Source organism: Pseudomonas sp. RHF3.3-3, from assembly GCF_048069595.1.
Taxonomy (GTDB): domain Bacteria; phylum Pseudomonadota; class Gammaproteobacteria; order Pseudomonadales; family Pseudomonadaceae; genus Aquipseudomonas; species Aquipseudomonas fuscovaginae_B.
In genome coordinates, this window is the sequence record NZ_CP182250.1 from 6,854,611 (window position 1) to 6,873,598 (window position 18,988).

12 protein-coding genes and 1 pseudogene are annotated in these 18,988 nt (G+C 66.9%); 10 read left to right on the forward strand and 3 right to left on the reverse strand.

Features of this window, described 5'->3' with window-relative positions:
* Positions 1 to 70 precede the first annotated feature (70 nt).
* From bcsQ to ACMGT0_RS30270, 5 genes and pseudogenes are all read left to right on the forward strand, one after another.
* Positions 71 to 1,126 (forward strand): cellulose biosynthesis protein BcsQ, encoded by a 1,056-nt coding sequence (gene bcsQ, locus ACMGT0_RS30250; RefSeq protein WP_416770913.1) that lies wholly within the window; start codon positions 71 to 73, stop codon positions 1,124 to 1,126.
* Entirely contained in the window at positions 1,123 to 3,318 is a 2,196-nt protein-coding gene (gene bcsA / locus ACMGT0_RS30255; protein ID WP_416770915.1) for a UDP-forming cellulose synthase catalytic subunit, read from the forward strand. Before bcsQ ends, bcsA begins: the two co-directional genes overlap by 4 nt.
* Positions 3,315 to 5,603: pseudogene (gene bcsB / locus ACMGT0_RS30260) on the forward strand (cellulose biosynthesis cyclic di-GMP-binding regulatory protein BcsB). Before bcsA ends, bcsB begins: the two are co-directional and overlap by 4 nt.
* Positions 5,600 to 9,505, forward strand: coding sequence for a cellulose synthase subunit BcsC-related outer membrane protein (locus ACMGT0_RS30265; protein WP_416770917.1), 3,906 nt, complete (start codon positions 5,600 to 5,602; stop codon positions 9,503 to 9,505). Before bcsB ends, ACMGT0_RS30265 begins: the two are co-directional and overlap by 4 nt.
* Positions 9,506 to 9,523: 18 nt before the next feature.
* On the forward strand, positions 9,524 to 10,177 hold the full coding sequence (locus ACMGT0_RS30270) for an SGNH/GDSL hydrolase family protein (protein WP_054061174.1): 654 nt from the start codon (positions 9,524 to 9,526) through the stop codon (positions 10,175 to 10,177).
* A 4-nt stretch (positions 10,178 to 10,181) separates the two neighbouring features.
* On the opposite strand, the gene ACMGT0_RS30275 is transcribed toward ACMGT0_RS30270, so the two are convergent.
* Entirely contained in the window at positions 10,182 to 10,655 is a 474-nt protein-coding gene (locus tag ACMGT0_RS30275) for an Lrp/AsnC family transcriptional regulator (RefSeq protein ID WP_054061173.1), read from the reverse strand.
* Positions 10,656 to 10,782: 127 nt separating this feature from the next.
* Between ACMGT0_RS30275 and ACMGT0_RS30280 the strand changes: the two genes are divergently transcribed.
* Positions 10,783 to 11,115, forward strand: coding sequence for a hypothetical protein (locus ACMGT0_RS30280; protein WP_416770920.1), 333 nt, complete (start codon positions 10,783 to 10,785; stop codon positions 11,113 to 11,115).
* A 122-nt stretch (positions 11,116 to 11,237) separates the two neighbouring features.
* Positions 11,238 to 13,019: a GspE/PulE family protein gene (locus ACMGT0_RS30285; protein WP_054061171.1), complete on the forward strand. Its 1,782-nt coding sequence runs from the start codon at positions 11,238 to 11,240 to the stop codon at positions 13,017 to 13,019.
* Between the two features lie 12 nt (positions 13,020 to 13,031).
* On the opposite strand, the gene ACMGT0_RS30290 is transcribed toward ACMGT0_RS30285, so the two are convergent.
* A complete protein-coding gene (locus ACMGT0_RS30290) occupies positions 13,032 to 14,060 on the reverse strand; it encodes a hypothetical protein (RefSeq protein WP_416770922.1) in 1,029 nt (342 codons plus the stop codon).
* Between the two features lie 156 nt (positions 14,061 to 14,216).
* Between ACMGT0_RS30290 and ACMGT0_RS30295 the strand changes: the two genes are divergently transcribed.
* The 3 genes from ACMGT0_RS30295 to ACMGT0_RS30305 all read left to right on the forward strand — a co-directional run bounded on the left by ACMGT0_RS30295 (position 14,217) and on the right by ACMGT0_RS30305 (position 15,983).
* Entirely contained in the window at positions 14,217 to 15,137 is a 921-nt protein-coding gene (locus ACMGT0_RS30295) for an SPFH domain-containing protein (RefSeq protein ID WP_054061169.1), read from the forward strand.
* A 10-nt stretch (positions 15,138 to 15,147) separates the two neighbouring features.
* Positions 15,148 to 15,597: an NfeD family protein gene (locus tag ACMGT0_RS30300; protein ID WP_054061168.1), complete on the forward strand. Its 450-nt coding sequence runs from the start codon at positions 15,148 to 15,150 to the stop codon at positions 15,595 to 15,597.
* A gap of 68 nt (positions 15,598 to 15,665) precedes the next feature.
* Positions 15,666 to 15,983, forward strand: a complete 318-nt coding sequence (locus tag ACMGT0_RS30305) for a DUF2388 domain-containing protein (protein ID WP_054061175.1) — start codon at positions 15,666 to 15,668, stop codon at positions 15,981 to 15,983.
* Between the two features lie 71 nt (positions 15,984 to 16,054).
* Here the strand turns inward: ACMGT0_RS30305 and gcvP are convergent, their stop codons facing one another.
* Complete coding sequence (gene gcvP / locus ACMGT0_RS30310) at positions 16,055 to 18,928, reverse strand: aminomethyl-transferring glycine dehydrogenase (protein WP_416770925.1); 2,874 nt, start codon at positions 18,926 to 18,928, stop codon at positions 16,055 to 16,057.
* Positions 18,929 to 18,988: the final 60 nt, after the last annotated feature.

Sequence of the window (18,988 nt, forward strand, 5' to 3'; positions counted from 1 at the left end):
TACGACGGCATTGTGTGATTAGCCGTATCTGTCCCCTTTCAAGTTCTTCTGGAATGGTACGGATACTGTCATGCAGCCTTCAGACGACGATGATGTCAGAAACCTGATGCGCAAGTTCGGGGCCAGCACCGACCGCTATCGGGAAATCGAGGTGGCCCGGGCCTTCACCGAAAAGCCTCTCCCCGCGCCCAGCCCACCGCCTCCAGCGCCAACACCCGCCGAAACGCCAAGCCTGGCGGTGCCTCCCGCAGTCGCCGAGCCGGCCTCGTCGCCCTCCCTGCGCACGCTGCTCACCGATCTCGCCCGGCAGCGCCAGGCCCAGGCCGAGCAACACCGGCAGACGCCGGTCATGCCCCACGTCGCGGCACGGATTGTCGCGGTGGTCTCGACTCGTGGCGGCGTGGGCCGCAGCACCCTGGCCAGCCTGCTGGCGATCCTGCTCAACAGCGCCGACCGCCAGGCCGTGGTCCTCGAACTCGACCCGCAGAACCCCCAGCATCGGCACCTGGGCATCCTTCCCCAGGCCGCCGGGATCTGCCGCGCCAGCCTGGAGCAGCGCAGTTGGCAGGAGCTGGCCCAGACCGGCTACGCCAGCACCCGGCTGCTGCCCTTCGGCGAAAGCGAACCGCAGCAATTGCATGGCCTCGAACGCCAACTCGAGGACGACCCGCTCTGGCTCGCCCGGCACCTGGCGCCCCTGCACCTGGGCCGGCACGACACGCTGATCATCGATACCCCGGCCGGCAGCAGCGTGTTCCAGGAACAGGCCCTGCACATGGCCGACCTGATCGTCGCCGTAGTCCGACCCGATGCCGCCTCCCATGCCGCACTGGAACACCTGGTCAACACCCTCGCCCCGCACCTGGGCGGCGAGCGGCCCGCCAGCTGCCGGTTCGTGATCAACGGCGTGGACAGTTCCCATGCGCTGTCCGTGGACATCGCGCAGATCCTCGAAAACCAGCTCAAGCCCCAGCTGCTCGGCACCGTCGCCTGGGACGACGCCATCTCCGAGGCCCTGGCCTACGAATGCAATCCGTTCGAACAGAGCGCCGACGCCCGCGGCTGCCAGGACATCCTGGCCATCGCCGACAAACTCTACGACCAACTGGAGCCACGCCTGCCATGACCCTCGAACGCCGCGTCGAACGTCTGCTCGGCACCAGCTTCAGGCGCGCCCGGCAATGGCCCGAGCGCCTGCGCCGGGTACTCCTGTGGATCGCTGCGCTGCTCTGCGCGGTGGTGCTTGCCGGCGTCATCAGCGCGCCGGCCAGCCTGTCCCAGCAGGCCCTGCTCGGCCTGCTGCTGGTGATTGCGGCGCTGCTGCTGCGGCGCTTCGAGGGGCGCCTGCCGATCATCGCGATGATCAGCCTGTCGTTGATCGCCTCGCTGCGCTACATGTACTGGCGCCTGAGCGAAACCCTGCAGCTGGAAAACTTCCACGACACCCTGTTCGGCTACACCCTGGTGGTGGCCGAACTCTACGCCTTGGTGGTGCTGGTGTTCGGCTACGTGCAGACCGCCTGGCCGCTGCGGCGCCGGCCGATCCTGCTCGACCAGGCCCCCGAGCAATGGCCCAGCGTCGACGTGTTCATCACCACGGTCAACGAGTCGCTGGAGATCGTCAAGGTCACGGTGTTCGCCGCCCAGGGGCTGGACTGGCCCGAGGACAAGCTCAGGGTCCATGTGCTGGACGACGGCCACCGCGAGGAGTTTCGCGAGTTCTGCGAAAGCGTCGGTGCCCACTACCTGACCCGCGACAACAACCTGCATGCCAAGGCCGGCAACTTCAACGCCGCGCTGCGGGTGACCCACGGCGAGTACATCGCCGCCTTCGACGCCGACCACGTGCCGTCGCGCTCCTTCCTGCAGATCGCCATGGGCTGGTTCCTCAAGGACCCCCGGCTGGCGATGCTGCAGACCCCGCACTGTTTCTTCTCGCCCGACCCGTTCGAGAAAAATCTCGACACCTGGCACTCGGTGCCCAACGAGGGCGAGCTGTTCTACGGCCTGGTGCAGGACGGCAACGACCTGTGGAACGCGGCGATGTTCTGCGGCTCCTGTGCGCTGATGCGGCGGGCACCGCTGGAGGCCGTCGGTGGCATGGACGAAACCACCCTGACCGAAGACGCCCACACCTCGCTCAAGCTCAACCGTGCCGGCTACAACACCGCCTACCTGGCCCTGCCACAGGCGGCCGGCATGGCCACCGAGAACCTGTCGCGACATATCAACCAGCGCATCCGCTGGGCCCGCGGCATGACCCAGATCTTCCGCACCGACAACCCCATGCTCGGCCGCGGGCTGACCCTCGGCCAGCGCGTCTGCTACACCAACGCCATGCTGCACTTCTTCTACGGCTTCCCGCGCATGGTGTTCCTCACCGCGCCCCTGGCCTACCTGATTTTCGGCGCGCAGATCTTCCACGCCGCACCGCTGATGGTCGCCGCCTACGCGTTCCCGCACCTGCTGCTGGCCAACCTGACCAACTCGCGCATCCAGGGCCGGTTCCGCCATTCGTACTGGAACGAGGTCTACGAGACGGTGCTGGCCTGGTACATCCTGCCACCGGTGCTGATGGCGATGATCCGGCCACGCTCCGGGCACTTCAACGTCACCGACAAGGGCGGCGACCTGCATCCGGAGTTTTTCGACTGGAAGATGGCCCGCCCCTACATCGTGCTGCTGCTCCTGAACATCGCCGGGGTGCTGTTCGGCCTCTACGACTACATCGGTGCCGACGACACCACCGACATCACCGTCCTGCTCAACCAGGTCTGGGCGCTGTACAACGTCATGGTGACCAGCGCAGCCCTGGCGGTCGCCAGCGAGAGCCGGCAGATCCGCAGCGAGCCGCGGGTCGAGGCGCAACTGCCGGTCAGCCTGCAACTGGCCGACGGCAGGCAGTGGCAGAGCACCACCGAGGATTTCTCGCAACATGGCCTGGGGCTCCGGCTCGCGCAGGGACAATCGATCCCGCGCGGCGAACGCCTGCGGGTCTCGCTGTTCCGCCATGCCCAACACTACGACTTCGACGGCACCGTGGTTTCCAGCCAGGGCAGCACCATCGGTATCCAGTTCGACCCGATGACCCTGCGTCAGCAAAGCGACCTGGTCCACCTGACCTTCGCCCGCGCCGATACCTGGGCCATGAACTGGGGCAGCGGCAAACCGGACTCGCCCCTCGCGGCCCTGCGAGAAGTCAGCACCATCGGCCTGCACGGCATTGCCGAACTGCTCAAGGCCAGCGTACGCCTGTTGCCCACGCTGCCCATCGCCCGCCGCCACTCCTCCTCCACCGCCGCCCTGGACACGCCATGACCACGACCTCCTCCGTTGGCAGCGCGGGACGCTGCACCCGTTATGCCCTGGCTCTGCTGGCCTGCTGCAGCCTGCTCCCCGACACCGGCAGGGCGCTCTCGCAAGCCGAGGTCCATGGCAACACGGCGGCCGCTCAGCCCCAGACGAACCCGGGCAACAGCTACAGCCTGACGTTCAAGCAGCTGGGACGTCGCGACCCGATGTACCTCAAGGGGGTCGAGTCCACCGACAGCGCCGACTTCGGCATCCGCGCCGACCAGGTCGTCACCGGCGTGCAACTGGTGCTGCGCTTCAGCTATTCGCCCTCCATGCTGCCCGACCTGTCGCAGCTCAACGTGCTGGTCAACGACAAGGTCGCCGCCAGCCTGCCGCTGCCCAGGGAAGAGGCCGGCAAGGACCTGGAGAAGGTGGTCGAGATTCCGGCACGGCTGATCACCGACTTCAACCGGATCGACCTGCAACTGATCGGCCACTACACCATGCAGTGCGAAGACCCGCTGCATTCGAGCCTGTGGGCCAGGGTCAGCAATGACAGCCAACTGAACATCCAGTACTCGCCGATCGCCCTGAAGAACGACCTGGCCCTGCTGCCGGCGCCGTTCTTCGATCGCCACGATGCCCGGCCGCTGACGCTGCCGTTCGTCTTCGACACGGCCCCGGGCCTCGCCAAACTGGAAGCGGCCGCCGCGCTGTCATCGAAGTTCGGCGCGCTGGCCAGCTACCGCACCGCGACCTTCCCCGCCAGCGTCGGCCAATTGCCGGCCAAAGGCAGTGCCATCGTGCTGGCGACCCGGCGCGAGGCGCTGCCCCTGGGCGAACTGTCGGGCAACCCGGCCACCGGCCCCAGCGTCACCATGATGACCAACCCCAACGACCCCTACGGCAAGCTGCTGGTGATCAGCGGTCGCAACGACGCCGAACTCAAGACCGCCGCCCTCGCCGTCGCCCTGGGCAGCAAGGCCCTGTCCGGCGCGACCGCGCTGATCGATCGCCTGGACCCGGTACCGGCCCGGCGGCCCTACGATGCGCCCAACTGGCTGCCGGCCGACCGGCCGGTGAAGCTCGGCGAGCTGGTGGACGCTCAGCAGTTGCATGTCTCCGGCTACAACCCGCGGGAAATCATCGTGCCGCTGCGCCTGCCGCCGGACCTGTTCGAGTGGCGTAACCGCGGCGTGCCGCTGCAGCTCAAGTATCGCTACACCCCGCAGCAGTTCTCGACCAATTCGGCGCTGCTGGTGCACCTCAACGACCACCTGATCCGTTCCATGCAACTGCCGTCGATCGCCAACCTGAACGGCGAACCCCAGTGGCTGGAATGGCTGAAGACCGACGACAGCCTGCCCCGCGAAGCGAGCATGTTCCTGCCGCTGGACATCTCCACCTTCAAGGCCCAGTTGCAACTGCGCTACATGTACGACTACGTCAAGCAGGGCGAATGCCGCGACGTCATCGTCGAGGACATGCGCGGCCAGATCGAGCCGGACTCGACCCTCGACCTCAGCGGCCTGGATCACTACACGCCGATGCCCGACCTGGCCAAGTTCCGCGACAGCGGCTTCCCCTTCACCCGCCTCGCCGATCTCGCGGAAACCGCCGTGGTCATGCCCGACAACCCGGGCCCGGAAGTGCTGAGCGCCTACCTCACCGTGTTCGGCCGCTTCGGCGACTCCACCGGCTACCCGACCACCGGCGTCCAGGTGATCCAGGCCCGCAACATCGACACGGTCAGCGAGAAGGACATGCTGGTCCTGGCCGCCGGCGGTGACCAGCCGCTGCTCAAGCGCTGGGCCGAGGCACTGCCGGCGCGCAGCGAAAGCAGCCATCACTTCTTCGACCTGAGCGACCTGGCCCTGCGCATCCACGACTGGTTCAGCCCCGACAGCGAGGCGGCGATCCGCAGGACCCGCACCGCCCTGGCCTGGTCGGGCAGCGGCACGCCCTACCTGGCCGGTTTCGAATCGCCACTCAAGGGCGGGCGCAGCGTGGTGGTGATCGCCAGCAGCGAGCCGGCCCGGCTGCAAGAGGTGACAGCGGCGATGATCGGCGGCGACGACTACAAGGATCAGATCCAGGGCCGCCTGGCGGTGGTCCAGGACAAACAGGTCACCAGCCTGACCGCCGACTAGCCGTACTACGTCGGCCACCTGGGCTGGTTCCGGCATCTGCAGCTGCTGTTGTCGCGGCATGTCGGCTGGCTGCTGTTCAGCGTCCTGCTCGGCTTTGTCCTGCTCTGCGCGCTGATCTTCCTCGGCCTGCGGGCCCAGGCCAAGCGGCGGTTGTCATGAGCCGGCTGGCGAGGCGCACGCACCTGCGCCGCAGCCTGCCGCTGGCGCTGCTGCTCGCCCTGGCCGGCACGGCGGCACGAGCCGCCGATGACCCACAGGCCCAACTGATCGAGCAGGGCCGCTACTGGCAGGCCCAGCACAATCCCGACCGGGCCATGGATGCCTGGAACAAACTGCTGCTGCTCGCCCCGGACCAGCCCGAGGCCCTCTATGGCCTGGGCCTGGGCAACGTGCAGCTCAAGCGTCCGGACGAGGCCCGCCAGTACCTCGCCCGCCTGCAGGCGCTGGTACCGCCGCCACGCCAGGCGCAACAACTGGAGCAGGACATCGCCCTGGGCAACGACGAACAGGCGCAGTTGCTGGCCCGCGCGCGAAAACTGGTCGACGGCAACCAGTACGACGACGCGGTGAAGGTCTACCGGCAACTGTTCAATGGCCGCCAGCCGCAGGGCGACCTGGCCCGCGAGTTCTACTTCCTGCTGGGCTACACCCGTGGCGGCGAACAGGAAGCCCGCAACGGGCTCGAACGGCTGCTGCGCGAACACCCCGACGACCGTGCCGCGGCACTGTTCCTGGCCAAGCACATGGTGCGCAACCTCGACACCCGCGCCGAAGGCATCCGTCGCCTGGCCGTACTGGCCAGGGACAAGGATGTCGGTAGCGACGCCAATGAGACCTGGCGCTTCGCCCTGACCTGGATCGGCCCGCCGGCACCGGCGCAGGTGCCGCTGTTCGAGCAGTTCCTCGCCACCCACCCGGACGACCGGGAAATCCGCGAGTTGATGAACAAGGGCAAGGCCCTCACCCGCAGCAACACCAGCACCGCGAAAGCTGCGGCCTGGCGCCGCGACCCACAGGACGCCCGCGGCCTGCAGGCCCTCGAGGCCGGCGACCTGGCCGCCGCTGAGCAGGCGTTTCAGGCGCGCCTCCAGGAAAAACCCGACGACCCCGACGCACTCGGCGGCCTGGGCATCGTGCGGCAGAAACAGGAGCGCCTGGACGAAGCCGAGGACCTGCTGGTCCGGGCCACCCGCCAGCCCGGCGGGCAGCCCTGGCGACAGGCGCTGGACAACGTGCGCTACTGGCGGTTGATGGCCGGCGCGAGCGCGGCCCAGAAAGCCGGGCGCCAGGACCAGGCGCGCCAGATGATCGAGCGGGCTGCCCGCCAGAACCCCGGGCAATCGTCCAGCCAGGTGGCGCTGGCCAACCTGCAGGCGCAGGACGGCCAACTGGCGAAGGCCGAGGCCGCCTACCGGCGAATCCTCGCCAGCCACCGCGACGACCCCCAGGCCCTCAACGGCCTGATCGCGGTACTGGCGCAGCAGGGCAAGGCCGATGAGGCGCTCAAGCTGATCGACTCGCTGTCAGCGACGGCCCAGGCGCGACTGAACGCCGAGGTGTCGGTCCGTTCGCTGCGCGCCACCCAGGTGGCCCGGGTAGCCGAACAACGCGGCGACCTGAGGGCCGCCGAACAGGCCTACCGGCAGGCACTCGCGGATGACCCCGGCAATGCCTGGACACGCTTCGCCCTGGCGCGGATCTACCTCGGCCAGGGCCGCACCCAGGCTGCCCGGGAGCAGATCAATGACCTGCTCAAGCGCCACCCCGATCAGCCCGACGCGCTCTACACCCGCACCCTGCTGGCGGCGCAACTGGGCGAGTGGCAGGACGCCCAGGCCAGCCTCGCGCGTATCCCTGCGGCGCGGCGCAGCCGCGAAATGGACGAGCTGGGCAAGGAAATCGCCCTGCACGTGCAGACCGACGCCGCCGTCGCCAACCTCCGGCGTGGCCAGCAGCACGAGGCCCAGGCCCTGCTCGCCCGCAGCCAGGCCCTGACCGAGGGCAGGCCCGAGCGCGTGGCGATCCTGGCTGCGGCCTACCTCGATGCCGGCCAGCCACAACAGGGCGTGGCGCTGATGCGCGACCTGGTGGAGCGCTCACCCAACCCCGCCAGCAAGCTGCAACTGCTCTACGCCGACATCCTGTTCAAGGCCGACCAGGACAACGACGCCGCCGACATCCTGCGCAACCTGCAGGGGACACGCCTGAGCGACAGCGATCGCCGGCATTACGCCTCCCTGGTGAAGCTGTACCGCATCCGGCAGGCCGACCAGTTGCGCGAGAAAGGCAACCTGGTGGCCGCCTACGACCTGCTCAAGCCGATCCTGCGCCAGTCACCGCGCGATCCCCAGGCGAACGCGGCCCTGGCGCGGCTGTACAGCGCCAGCGGCAACAACGCCAAGGCCATGGCGCTGTACAAGCCGCTGCTGGAAAACGATCCGCGCAATGCCGACCTGCAACTGAGCGTCGCCAGCCTGGCCGCCCAGGCCCACGACAACGCGCGGGCGGAAAAGGCCCTCAAGAGCGCCCTGGTTCTCAAGCCGGGCGTGCCCAAGGTGCTGACCAGCGCCGCCGCCACCTATCGCGCCATGGGCAAGAGTTCCGAGGCCGCCGACCTGCTGCGCCAGGCCGTGGCCATCGAGGGCAGCCAGCGGCGCGCCAACCCGGCGCTCGACAGGGCGGACAGCGACGGCGACAACCCCTTCCTCGACCTGCCGGGACAACCCCGCCGAGTCGCGGTCCGCAGTGAGGACCCGTTGCGTTCCGACAATGAGTCGGCCGAGAGCATGCCGCCCGATCCGTCCCTGGCACCCTCACGCTATGAAAGCGCCGATAGTCTTCTGGACGACGATCCGGCACCGGTCGGCAATCCCTTCGCCGCCGGCCGCCGTGCAGGCGAAGCCGCGCAGCAGGATCTGAGCCCGGCGCAGTTGGCGCTGAACGAAATTCTCCAGGAACGCAGCGCCTATGTCGCCCAGGGCCTGAGCGTGCGCAGCAACAATAACGAGTCGGGCCTGAGCAAGCTGACCGATGTCGAGGCACCGTTCGAAGCCAACCTGCCGGCCGGTGACAATCGGGTCGCGTTGCGGGTGACCCCGGTCTCGCTGCACGCCGGCAGCGCCCACGACTACAGCCTCGGCCGCTTCGGCAGCGGCCTGCCCAGCGGCTCCCCCGGCTCGCAGCAGGCCAATGGCGTCGGGCTGGCGGTCGCCGTGGACAGCCCGCCCCACGGGATCAAGGCGGACATCGGCGTCAGTCCCGTGGGCTTCACCTACAACACCGTGATCGGCGGCATCAGCCTGGAACAGCCGCTGGTCTCCAGCCCGAACATGCACTACAGCATCGCCCTGTCGCGGCGGCCGGTCACCGACAGCCTGACCTCCTTCGCCGGCGCGAAGGACCGCCGCACCGGCATCAGCTGGGGTGGCGTGACGGCCAACGGCGGGCGCGCGCTGCTCGGCTACGACGATCAGGAAGTCGGCCTGTATGGCTATGGCGCCCTGCACAAGCTGGTCGGCCACAACGTCGAGGACAACACCCGCGCCGAACTGGGCGGCGGCCTCTACTGGTACCTGGACAACCAGCCCGACGAGAAGCTGACCGTGGGCCTGAGCACCATGGTGCTGTCCTATGAAAACAACCAGGGCTTCTTCACCTACGGCCACGGCGGCTACTTCAGCCCGCAGACGTTCTTCTCCGTGGCGGTGCCGGTCAATTGGTCGCAGCGCTCCGAGCGCTTCAGCTATCGGCTCAACGGCGCGCTGGGGGTGCAGTACATCAACCAGAAAGGCGCCGACTACTTTCCCGGACACCGCGCCGAACAGGCTGCCAACGACCTCAAGTACCCCGGCAAGAGCAGTACCGGGGTCGGCTACAACCTGAACGCGGCGGGCGAATATCGGCTCGGTTCGAACCTGCTGCTGGGCGGCGAGCTGGGTGTGGACAACGCCCAGGATTACCGCCAGGTCACCGCCGGGCTGTACCTGCGCTACCTGTTCGAGAAGATCAGCGGGCCGATGGCCCTGCCGGTCAGCCCGTACCGTTCGCCCTACTCCAATTGAACTGCGGGAGCGTGCAACATGGCCACTTCATCGGTCCTGGCGGGCCTGACCGTCCTGATCATCGGCGACAGCCACCTGGCGACCCCCGATTTCCTGCTCAACCCGCTGCACGAGGCCCTCAGCCGCCAGGGTGCCCAGGTCCACTCCATCGGCATCTGCGGTGCCAGCGCCGGCGACTGGCTCAAGGCGACCCCCAGCCCCTGCGGCGGCGCCGAACGCCGGGGCAGCGCCGAGGCCACGGTGCTGGACAATGCGACGACCCGGCCGATCGGCCAACTGCTCGACAGCGACAAGCCCGATATCACCGTGATCGTCATGGGCGACACCATGGCCAGCTACGACAAGCCGAGCTTTCCCAAGGCCTGGATCTGGCAACAGACCAACAGCCTGGTGAAAGCCCTAGCCGACCACCACAGCCCCTGTGTCTGGGTCGGACCGAGCTGGGGCAGCGAGGGCGGCAAATACGGCAAGACCTATGAACGGGTGCGGACGATGTCGGATTTCCTCGGCAAGAGCGTCGCGCCCTGCCGCTACATCGACTCGCTGCAGTTCTCCGGCAAGGGCCAGTGGGCGACCATCGACGGCCAGCACCTGACCCTCACCGGCTACCGGGCCTGGAGCGAGGCCATCGTCAAGGCGTTGTTGCAGATGCCGCGGCCCGCGGGCCGGTGAGCCCTCAGGGACGCAACACCGGCAGGCTGGTGGTGGACTTGATCTCGGACAGCGCGACGATGGAGTTGACCTCCTGGATACCCGGGACCAGCGACAGCTTCTCGAAGAAGAACCGCTCGTAGGCCTCGATATCGGCCGTGACGATGCGCAGCAGGAAGTCCACCGCGCCCATCAGCACGTAGCACTCCAGCACTTCGGGAAAACCGCGGATCGCCTCGGTGAATTCGGCGAAGTTGGAGCGACCGTGGGCATTGAGTTTCACCTCGGCGAAAATCTGCGTGTTGAGGCCGATCTTTTTCCGATCGAGCAGGGCCACCTGGCTGCGGATCACCCCTTCATCCTTGAGCCGCTGGATCCGCCGCCAGCAGGGCGACTGGGACAAGCCCACCTGCTCGGCGATCTGCGCGCTGGACAGCGAGGCATCCTCCTGCAGCAACGCCAGGATCCGCCGATCGTACGCATCAAGCTCACTCTGCATAGAAAAACCTCGAATCGCCTTATCAGTGAATAATACAAGTCGCCATGGTGCGAAATTCGCCCATGATAGATAAGAAATACCCGGCTCGACATGTAAAACTTTCTCCAGCCGATCGAGGAAATAGACCATGTACAGCCGCGACCCCCTGACGCCTTCACGCCCCGATACCTGGTCCCCGCACAACGAGCACTGCCGGGTGCAGTACCAGGTCCGGGCCGAGGTCGAACCGGACCTGCTCTGCCGCCTGCTCAACCTGTTCGCCCTGCAGTTGCTCACGCCCCTGCAGGTGCAGGCCCGCCAGGACGATGGCGTGTTTCTGATCGAGCTGGAGCTGGATGGCCTGAGCTGGCACCGTGCCGAAGTGATCGGCGAAAAGATGCGCAACCTCATCAGCGTGTTTGCCGTGCACCTGCAGCCGGCGGCACAGGCCCAGCCAACGCGGCTGCAGGCGGCGGGCTGAGCCGACGGAGAAAAAATCGCACGCCTCGTTCCGGTCTCGGCACAGACTTCGGGCAACCTCGCGACTATTCTTGCTTTCTCACGGTCAGACAGGGACTACTGACCGCCCGAACAGGAGCCCGCATGCCCGTCGCCTCTCTCAACCAGGATCACTGGCTGGACCTCAACGAACTGCTACGCGACCTGGTCAGCCAGGGATTCATCAGCCAGGACTCGGCCGAACACGCCATGACCACCCGGCGCAACTCGCAGAACAGCCAGTTGCATCCCCTGGAGTTCATCGCCAGCCAGCACCTGCCCGACCTGAGCCGCCCCGGCAAGCCGCTGGACCTGGAAAACCTGACCCTGTGGCTGGCCCAACAGGCCGGCCAACCCTACCTGCGCATCGACCCGCTGAAGATCGACGTCGCCGCGATCATGCCGCTGATGTCCTATGCGTTCGCCCAGCGCCATAAGATCCTGGCCGTGGCGGTCGATCACGACGGCGTGACCGTGGCCAGCGCCCAGCCCCATGTGCGCAGCTGGGAAGCCGACCTGAGCCATGTGCTCAAGCTGCCGATCCGGCGGGTGGTGGCCAACCCGGTGGATATCCAGCGCTATACCGTGGAGTTCTTCCGCCTGGCCAAGTCGGTCAGCGGCGCCAGCACGGTCGACCAGAAAGGCCACAACCTGGGCAACTTCGAACAGCTGCTGAACCTCGGCGCCAGCGACCAGGAGCCGGACGCCAACGACGCGCACATCGTCAACATCGTCGACTGGCTGTTCCAGTACGCCTTCCAGCAGCGCGCCAGCGATATCCACATCGAGCCGCGCCGCGAGCAGGGCACCGTGCGCTTTCGCATCGACGGCGTGCTGCACAACGTCTACCAGTTCCCGCCCCAGGTGACCATGGCGATCGTCAGCCGGCTCAAGAGCCTGGGCCGGATGAACGTCGCGGAAAAGCGCAAGCCACAGGACGGCCGGGTCAAGACCAAGACCCCCGACGGCGGCGAGGTCGAGCTGCGCCTGTCGACCCTGCCGACCGCGTTCGGCGAGAAGATGGTGATGCGGATCTTCGACCCGGAGGTATTGCTCAAGGACTTCGACCAGCTCGGCTTCTGCGCCGATGACCTGCGCCGCTGGCAGGACATGACCCGCCAGCCCAACGGCATCATCCTGGTCACCGGCCCCACCGGCTCGGGCAAGACCACCACGCTGTACACCACCCTGAAGAAACTGGCGACCTCGGAGGTCAACCTCTGCACCATCGAGGACCCGATCGAGATGGTCGAGCCGGCCTTCAACCAGATGCAGGTCCAGCACAATATCGACCTGACCTTCGCCAGCGGCGTGCGCGCGCTGATGCGCCAGGACCCCGACATCATCATGATCGGCGAGATCCGCGACCTGGAAACCGCCGAGATGGCGATCCAGGCCGCCCTGACCGGCCACCTGGTGCTGTCGACCCTGCACACCAACGATGCGCCGAGCGCCATCAGTCGCCTGCTCGAACTGGGCGTACCGCACTACCTGATCAAGGCTACCGTGCTCGGGGTCATGGCCCAGCGCCTGGTACGCACCCTGTGTCCGCACTGCAAGGCGCCGCACGAGCTGTCGGAGGAGGATTGGCAGACCCTCACCCGCCCCTGGCAGGCGCCCCTGCCCAGCGGCGCGCAACAGGCGGTCGGCTGCCTGGAATGTCGCGACACCGGCTACCGCGGCCGCGCCGGGGTCTACGAGATCATGCTGCTCAGCGACAGCGTCAAGGCGCTGATCCATGCCGACACCGACCTGCTGGCGGTGCGCCGCCAGGCGTTCAAGGAAGGCATGCGCAGCCTGCGCCTGTCCGGCGCACAGAAGGTCGCGGCGGGGCTGACCACCATCGAGGAGGTGCTGCGGGTCACTCCCCAGAGCGAGCAACGTTGAGCGGGCAACACTTCATTTCGCCGGGGTGAGGACGAACCAGTCGATCACCCCGACCTCGCTGTTGGGCTTGATGCTCACCGGGGCGGCATCGCCGCGCCGCTGGAGAATCGAATGTCCTTCGGCGATCTGCTCGCCGGTGCGCCGGTTGATCGCGTCCTGCTCGCCGGTCGGGCTGAACAGCCAGGCGCCGCGTTCGTCGCCGCGCACCCGCGTGCCCTGTGGATAAAGCCACTCGCCCAGGGTGGTGGAACGGGCCAGTTGCCCATCCCACCTCTCGGTGCGCCGTTGACTGTCGAGGTACATGCGCAGCGAGGACAGGTGCAGGCCATCGAGGGCGATGTCGAGGTTGTCGGCGTCTTCGGCGCGCAGCATCCAGCCCTCCCGGTCGCCATGCAGCACAGTGCCAGCTGGCCAGGTCACGCCGGCCACGCCCACGCCGGGGACCAGGGCGCACTCCTTGAAACGCCAGCGGCTCGGCCGGTACGTGTCCTGCGCCTCGCGCCGGAAACTCGCCCAGGTGCCTGCGGCACAGGGCCAATCCTGTATGACCTGGTCGTGTTCCAGGCGCACGCTGGAATCGCTGTAGCCCGGCGAGAAGTCGATCGCCGACACCGGCATCCCCCGGATCTCGATGGGCGCTGCCAGTTCGATCGACTTCAGGCTGTCCAGACCGTGCGCCTGCGGTTTCCCCTGCCAGTCCTCGGGGTCGAGGGTGCCCAGATGCGCCTGGCTGCCCGCCGGGAAGCTCAGCTCGCCCAGGCGCAGCTCGGCCTGCAACCGCGGATTCAGCGCCTGGCGCTCGGCCTCGGACGCCGCGTCCAGGCGCTGGAACTCCCGCAACATCGCCCCGCCCAGCCCGGCGAAGATCAGGCCCGGCACGATCAGGCAGCCGTAGCGCCAGGAATTGCGCCGCAGGTGACGGCGCGTACGCGCGAACAGCAGGGCCACCAGCACCCACAGCAGTCCGATCGTGCTGACCACGGCCAGCGCGGCCAGCAGGAAAATGAACAGGATGGCGGACGGATCGGGACCGAAGATCATCGCAATCGGGTGCTCGCGGCAGAGTCGATGACCCGCACCTTAGCACGGGCTGCGTCCTACAGGCTTGAACACAAATGACACACTTATTCCTGGGCCAGAGTCGCTACAATCAGCTCATTATCGGTATCTCGGTAATCACTTGAACAGGGAATCGTCATGCAAATCGGCAGCGTACTTCTGCTCTTCGTCGGCCTGGCCATCGCCATCGTCTTCATGGGCTTCAAGGTCGTACCCCAGGGCTACCAATGGACGGTGGAGCGCTTCGGCCGCTACACCACCACCCTCAAGCCGGGCCTGAACATCATCGTCCCGGTCATGGACCGCATCGGGCGCAAGATCAACGTGATGGAAAGCGTGCTGGACATCCCGCCGCAGGAAGTCATCACCTCCGACAACGCCACGGTGCAGATCGACGCCGTGTGCTTCTTCCAGGTGGTCAACACCGCCCAAGCCGCGTACGAGGTGAACAACCTCGAACATGCCATCCGCAACCTGTTGCAGACCAACATCCGCACCGTGCTCGGCTCCATGGAGCTCGATGCCATGCTCGGCCAGCGCGACACCATCAACGAGCGCCTGCTGCGCACCGTCGATGAAGCCACCGCGCCGTGGGGCATCAAGATCACCCGGATCGAGATCAAGGACATCAGCCCGCCCGCCGACCTGATGGCGGCGATGTCCGGGCAGATGAAGGCCGAGCGGGTCAAGCGTGCGCAGATCCTCGAAGCCGAAGGCCTGCGCGCCTCGGCGATCCTCACCGCCGAGGGCAAGAAGCAGGCGCAGATCCTCGAGGCCGAGGGTAACCGCCAGGCCGCCTTCCTCGAATCCGAGGCCCGCGAGCGGCAGGCCGAGGCGGAAGCCCGCGCCACCCAGGTGGTGTCCGAGGCGATCGCCAACGGCAACGTCCAGGCGGTGAACTACTTCGTCGCGCAAAAGTACGTCGAAACCCTGGGCCGGCTGGCCTCGGCCAACAACAGCAAGGTGATCCTCATGCCACTGGAGGCCAGCCAGGTCATCGGCGCGGTCGGCGGCATCGGCGAAATCGTCAAGGCCACCTTCGACGGCAAGAAGACCTGAGGCAACGGCCATGTGGGAATTCCTGCAACATCTGTCCTTCTGGGACTGGCTGGCCCTCGGCACCCTGCTGCTGATCCTCGAGGTGTTCGGCACCGGCGGCTACCTGCTGTGGGTCGGCATCGCCGCCGCGGTGGTCGGTGTGCTGACCTTCGTCATCCCCGGCCTGCCATGGACCCTGCAGTTCCTGCTGTTCGGCCTGCTGTCGGTGTTGACCGCGGTGTTCTGGTGGAAGCGCCAGCGCGCCGCCAACATCGTCAGCGACCAGCCGGGGCTCAACGAACGCGGCCATGAGCTGATCGGCCGGGTCTTCGTGGTGCATTCGCCGATCAGCGGCGGGCGCGGCAAGATCAAGGTCGGCGACGGTGTGTGGCTGGTCACCGGCCCGGATGCCGAGGTGGGCGCACGGGTCCGGGTGATCGCGCAGCACGGCACCGTCCTGCAGGTCGAAACAGTTGAATGAGGGCAATGGAACTCCGTCTCGGTGAGCACAATCCAATGCTGCATATCACCCCAAGCGGAGTCACCATCATGCGTCTCAAATATGCTGTCGCCACCCTGGCGTTGCTGTCCCTCCCGATTGGTTCGGCCATGGCCGACGGCTTCTGGCGCAACGTCATTTCGTCCGGCGCAACCACCGGCTCGACCTACCTGACCTTCAAGGACCACAAGCTGATCGTCGCCGCACAGGATGACGCCGGCAGCTTCGTCGCCAGCGATGGCGCGATCCGTGGACCCTACCTGGAAGCCGCCATGCAGAAAGTGCGGGCCGATAACCCGGACCTGAAGGCCAGCGACATGGAGCTGGCCAATGCGATCCTGGCCAAGAACGCCCTGGCCGAAGAGTGATCGCCAGGTTTGCAGCTTGAATCGATGAAAAACGCCGATGATCAGTCGGCGTTTTTCATCATGCGATGCGCTCAGCGATAGTCGTCCAGCGGTACACAGGCGCAGAACAGGTTGCGGTCGCCGTAGACGTTGTCCACCCGGTTCACCGTCGGCCAGTACTTGTGGGCCCGGGTGTGCGCCGTCGGCACGACCGCCTGGGCGATGCTGTAGGGACGTTCCCAGCCCTCGGTGATATCCGCCAGGGTGTGCGGCGCCCGCTTGAGCGGGTTGTCCTCGGCGGACCAGTTGCCGCTCTGCACCTCGGCAATTTCCGCGCGAATGCTCAGCATGGCTTCGACGAAGCGGTCCAGCTCGGCTTTCGACTCGCTCTCGGTCGGCTCGACCATCAGCGTCCCCGGCACCGGGAACGACATGGTCGGCGCGTGGAAGCCGTAGTCCATCAACCGCTTGGCCACGTCCTCCTCGCTGATGCCGGTCTGTGCCTTGAGGGGACGCAGATCGAGGATGCACTCGTGGGCGACCCGGCCATTGCGCCCGCTGTAGAGCACCGGGAACGCCCCACCGAGCTGTTGCGCCAGGTAGTTCGCGGCCAGGATCGCCACCTCGCTGGCGTCGGCCAGTTGTGGCCCCATCATCGCGATGTACATCCAGCTGATCGGCAGGATGCTCGCACTGCCCCAGGGCGCGGCGCTGACCGCGCCGTTCTGCGGCAGCGGGCCGTCGATGGGCACCACCGGATGGTTGGCGACGAACGGCGCCAGGTGCGCACGCACGCCGATCGGCCCCATGCCCGGGCCACCGCCGCCGTGGGGGATGCAGAAGGTCTTGTGCAGGTTCATGTGCGACACGTCGGCGCCGATATCCGCCGGACGCGCCAGGCCGACCTGGGCATTGAGGTTGGCGCCGTCCATGTACACCTGGCCGCCATGGTTGTGGATAACTTCACAGATATCGCGGATACCCTCCTCGTAGACGCCATGGGTCGAGGGATAGGTCGCCATCAGGCAGGACAGCCTGTCGCCGGCTTCCCGGGCCTTGGCCTTGAGGTCTTCCAGCTCGACGTTGCCCGCATCGTCGCATTCGACGATCACCACCTGCATGCCGGCCATCTGCGCCGAGGCCGGGTTGGTGCCGTGGGCCGAGGCCGGAATCAGGCAGATGTCGCGCGCGCCCTGCTTGCGGCTTTCATGGTACTTGCGGATCGCCAGCAACCCGGCGTATTCGCCCTGGGCCCCGGAATTGGGCTGCATGCAGATCGCATCGAAGCCGGTGATCGCGCAAAGCCAACGCTCCAGCTCGGCGATCATCGCGGTATAGCCCGCCGCCTGTTCACGGGGGGCGAACGGGTGCAGGTTGGCGAATTCCGGCCAGGTGATGGGGATCATCTCGCTGCTGGCATTGAGCTTCATGGTGCAGGAGCCCAGCGGGATCATCGACTGGTTGAGGGCCAGGTCCTTGTTCTCCAGCTGCTTGAGGTAGCGCAGCATCTCGGTTTCGCTGTGATGGCTGTTGAACACCGGGTGCGTCAGGTACGTGGAAGTCCGCTGCAGTTCCGCCGGGATACCGGCATCGAGGCTCTCGGCGTCCAGTTCGGCGACGTCCAGCCCGTGATCGACCCCGAGGAAGATATCCAGCAGCCGCGCCACCGTGGTTTCGTCAGAGGTTTCGTCGAGGCTCAGGCCCAACTGGCCGCGCCCGAGAATCCGCAGGTTGATCCGCGCCGCCCGGGCGCTTTCGAGAATCGCCGTCTGGCTGCCGCCGACATCGAGAGTCAGGGTGTCGAAGAAGTGCCGGTTGAGCCGAGCAATGCCCTTGCGCTCAAGGCCGCTGGCGAGGATGCAGGTCAGTCGATGAACCCGCTGGGCGATGCGCCGCAGGCCCTCGGGGCCATGGTAGACCGCGTAGAAACCGGCGATGTTGGCCAGCAGCACCTGGGCCGTGCAGATGTTCGAATTGGCCTTCTCCCGGCGGATATGCTGCTCGCGGGTTTGCAGCGCCATGCGCAGAGCCAGGTTGCCGCGGGCATCCCGGGAGACGCCGATGATGCGCCCGGGAATCGCCCGCTTGTATTCGTCGCGGGTGGCGAAATACGCCGCATGCGGCCCGCCATAGCCCATCGGCACACCGAAGCGCTGGGACGAGCCGAACACCACGTCGGCACCCAGTTCGCCGGGGGGCGTCAGCAGCAGCAGGCTCAACAGGTCGGCGGCCACGCAGGCCAGCGCCTGCTGGGCATGCAGTTGCTCGATCAACGGCCGCAGGTCGCGAACCTTGCCATGGGTATCCGGGTACTGCAGCAATGCGCCGAACACCTTGTGTTGGCTCAAGTTATCCACAGGGCCGACGAGCAATTCGAAACCGAAGCCCTCGGCACGGGTGCGCACCACGGAAAGGGTCTGTGGATGACAGTGCTCGTCGACGAAGAACAGGTTACTTTTCGACTTCGCCACCCGCCGTGCCAGGGCCATGGCCTCGGCTGCCGCAGTGGCCTCGTCGAGCAGCGAGGCGTTGGCCAGCTCCAGGCCGGTCAGGTCGATGGTCATCTGCTGGAAGTTGAGCAGGGCTTCCAGCCGCCCCTGGGCGATTTCCGGTTGATAGGGGGTGTAGGCGGTGTACCAGCCGGGATTTTCCAGCACGTTGCGCAGGATCACCGTCGGCGTCAGGGTGCCGTGGTAGCCCATGCCGATCAGGCTGGTCCAGAGCTGGTTCTGCTCGGCGTAGCCACGCAGCCGGCTCAACGCCGCCTGCTCGTCGAGGGCCGCCGGCAGCTCCAGCTCGCGGTTCAGGCGGATCGCCGGCGGTACCGTCTGCTCGATCAGCTCGACACGGCTCGCCACTCCGAGGGCGGCGAGCATCGCCTGCTGCTCGCTGGCATCGGGCCCCAGGTGACGGCGCAAAAAGGCCTGGGAGTCTCGCAACTGGCGCAGGGACGGCAACTGGGACATTAGGGCTCTCTCCTGGCGGCGCGCGCTGGGCAACACGGGCAAGCACCGCGTTTCGAACAC

Bases quoted from the DNA above. Each gene is read 5' to 3' on its own strand.
- bcsQ (WP_416770913.1), top strand. From the start codon at position 71: ATGCAGCCTTCAGACGACGATGATGTCAGAAACCTGATGCGCAAGTTC.
- bcsA (WP_416770915.1), top strand. From the start codon at position 1,123: ATGACCCTCGAACGCCGCGTCGAACGTCTGCTCGGCACCAGCTTCAGG.
- ACMGT0_RS30265 (WP_416770917.1), top strand. From the start codon at position 5,600: ATGAGCCGGCTGGCGAGGCGCACGCACCTGCGCCGCAGCCTGCCGCTG.
- ACMGT0_RS30270 (WP_054061174.1), top strand. From the start codon at position 9,524: ATGGCCACTTCATCGGTCCTGGCGGGCCTGACCGTCCTGATCATCGGC.
- ACMGT0_RS30275 (WP_054061173.1), bottom strand. From the start codon at position 10,655: ATGCAGAGTGAGCTTGATGCGTACGATCGGCGGATCCTGGCGTTGCTG.
- ACMGT0_RS30280 (WP_416770920.1), top strand. From the start codon at position 10,783: ATGTACAGCCGCGACCCCCTGACGCCTTCACGCCCCGATACCTGGTCC.
- ACMGT0_RS30285 (WP_054061171.1), top strand. From the start codon at position 11,238: ATGCCCGTCGCCTCTCTCAACCAGGATCACTGGCTGGACCTCAACGAA.
- ACMGT0_RS30290 (WP_416770922.1), bottom strand. From the start codon at position 14,060: ATGATCTTCGGTCCCGATCCGTCCGCCATCCTGTTCATTTTCCTGCTG.
- ACMGT0_RS30295 (WP_054061169.1), top strand. From the start codon at position 14,217: ATGCAAATCGGCAGCGTACTTCTGCTCTTCGTCGGCCTGGCCATCGCC.
- ACMGT0_RS30300 (WP_054061168.1), top strand. From the start codon at position 15,148: ATGTGGGAATTCCTGCAACATCTGTCCTTCTGGGACTGGCTGGCCCTC.
- ACMGT0_RS30305 (WP_054061175.1), top strand. From the start codon at position 15,666: ATGCGTCTCAAATATGCTGTCGCCACCCTGGCGTTGCTGTCCCTCCCG.
- gcvP (WP_416770925.1), bottom strand. From the start codon at position 18,928: ATGTCCCAGTTGCCGTCCCTGCGCCAGTTGCGAGACTCCCAGGCCTTT.